A 2221-nucleotide genomic window follows, 5' to 3' on the forward strand; every position below is an offset into this window, starting at 1 on the left:
GGATGCCTGCTTGGACGGCGTGGGCGTCAGCGAATATCGCAGCCAGCCGCCCAGTGATTTCCTCGAATCCCAGTCGTCTGTCGCGATTCAGGAATCGCCGCTGAGCTGGTTGTCGCGCCGAACGGCTTAGAGTTTCGGAATCCGAATCCGGCTCACCATCAACGAGCCGGATAGCGCGAACATCAGCACCAGCGGGTGCAACTTGAAGCCCGCCAGCCACCAGACGCCACCCCATAGCGCGTCACCGATGGCCCCCTGAACCGCGGCCACCCACAGCACAGCCACAAGCAGCATGGACGTCGGAATCGGCGTGCCCTCGAAATACGCCACCTTGTCCGAGCCTGCGCTGAGTTTTTCCGCCGTCACGTTGTAGCGCGCCAGCCGGCTGACGCCGCAGGCGACGAAGAACACCAGCACGATGCGGTCATACAGCCCCTGCATGCCGCAGCCGTAGGCGATCGCCGCGGGCGCGACGCCGAAGGAGATCACGTCGGCCAGGGAATCCAGCTCGCGGCCCAGGGCCGAGCTCTTCTGGCGCCAGCGCGCAATACGGCCGTCCAGCACGTCGAAGGCCAGCGCCAGCGGAATCAACGCACAGGCGTATTGCAGATGTTGGCGCTCGCCGGTCTGCAGGAAGCTCATCACGGCGAACAGGGCGCCCATGCCGGCGCAGGCATTGCCGAGGGTGAACCAATCGGCGAGATGGAACTCGCGGATCATCGAAAAGGGCTTGGGTTTTTCCATCAGGACCTCCTCCTCAACGCTGCTCCAGCGGATCGATGTCGTCGCGCCGGGACGGGCTCGCAGGCGGCCGGCTGACCGCTTTCACGACGAGATGAGGCACGAGCAGATGCAGTGGCATGCGAAGGTAATGGCTGCGAACGAAGAGCGCAAACTCGGCAACGCGCGTGCCCGGCGCCATCGAGCCGCGGTGGGCGCTGGTCAGGGCCCGCCTCAGCAAGCCCTGCATCAGCCAGCGCAACAGAGGGCCGGGGCGGGCAGGGCAGCGCTCCAGCACATCCTCGGGGACGGGTGTGTGCAGATGGCGCCGGCACAGGCAAAGGGCATAGAACAGCGGCCGGCCCAGCGACAGGGTTGCGGCGCGCGCCAGCAAGGTGTTCCAGAAGCCAGGCTCGACAGCATGGCGGCGCAACAGGCTGTCGAGATCACTGAGGTCGCGCAGGCCGTGCCCCCATTCGCCCTCGTGCATCAGATGCGTCGCGCTGTGCAGGATCTGGTCCGGCGCCGACGGCAGGCTGAAACGCGGGAATTCCGTGACCGGCTGGGCGGCCGCCAGAAGCGGTGCGCTGTGGGTTTTGATGCGCGCCGTCAATGGCAGGATGTTGTGGTGCAGGTCCAGGTTGGTCTGGCGGCGCAGGTGCACCATCGGCGGTAGCTCGTGCATCCACCGTCGGTAGTAGCGTTCATCGTAGGCTGTCCCCGCAGCACTGGCCCAGCCACCGAGCATCAGCGCCGCCTCCGCCTCGTCGAGCTGCTCACGCGGCACCAGGATGTCGATGTCCGAGAACAGCCGGCCCGGGGCTGGCGGCAGGTCGCCGGCGACATAGGCCGCGCCCTTGAGCAGCATCACGGGGCCGGGGAGGCTTGCCAGATCGCGGGACAGCAGCACCAGCTCCCAGCGCACGGCGCGCCGCTGTTCCTGGGAAACGGCCAGCAGCGCGCGCATCTGGCGGCGCACGGGCAAGGGCAGTGAGCGCTCGACGCCCGCCTCACGGGCCAGCGCACCCAGCCGGGCCAGCAAGCCGGCCGACACGGCCTGGCGCAGCAGCAGGTCCCAGGTCGCTTCGCCATGGGAAGCCATGAACGCCGGCTCGCGCAAGGAGCGCAGCAGCGGTTCCCATGCCGGCGTCATGACTTCAGCCCGTCAAGCGTGGCCAGCCCTTCCGCCAGGTCGGAGTAGCAGAAATCCCAGCACCCGCACGAATCGATCAACGCCGCCGTCAGCTCGAAACCCGCCCGGCCCAGCATGCTGTAGTTGAACGCATGACCGGCCAGCCGTTCGAAGGCCTGGGCCTTGGGCACCGGCGCCAGCTGCGTCGGCGCGCCGGCGTGCCAGCGCGGAAAGATCAGCTGCGTAGGCCGCGCCTGCTGTTGCTGGCCGGTCACGCTGGCGGCCGACGCGCGCAAATGGGAGACCGTGCCCTTGTGCGTGTCGCGGGCCGCCTCACCCAAGACGGCCTGCGGGGAGAAGCGGCGGATG

At 68.0% G+C, this 2221-nt stretch carries 2 protein-coding genes and 1 pseudogene; all 3 read right to left on the minus strand.

Features of this window, described 5'->3' with window-relative positions:
* Positions 1-126: 126 nt before the first annotated feature.
* Positions 127-744, minus strand: a complete 618-nt coding sequence (pssA, locus tag ACXJKR_RS30330; protein WP_056191659.1) for a CDP-diacylglycerol--serine O-phosphatidyltransferase — start codon at positions 742-744, stop codon at positions 127-129.
* A 13-nt stretch (positions 745-757) separates the two neighbouring features.
* Positions 758-1873, minus strand: a complete 1116-nt coding sequence (locus ACXJKR_RS30335; RefSeq protein ID WP_200955203.1) for a nucleotidyltransferase domain-containing protein — start codon at positions 1871-1873, stop codon at positions 758-760.
* Positions 1870-2221 (minus strand): annotated as a pseudogene (locus tag ACXJKR_RS30340) (hypothetical protein); the annotation flags it as partial. The gene ACXJKR_RS30335 and the pseudogene ACXJKR_RS30340, both read right to left, overlap by 4 nt.

This window comes from Roseateles sp. P5_E11 (genome assembly GCF_054049355.1).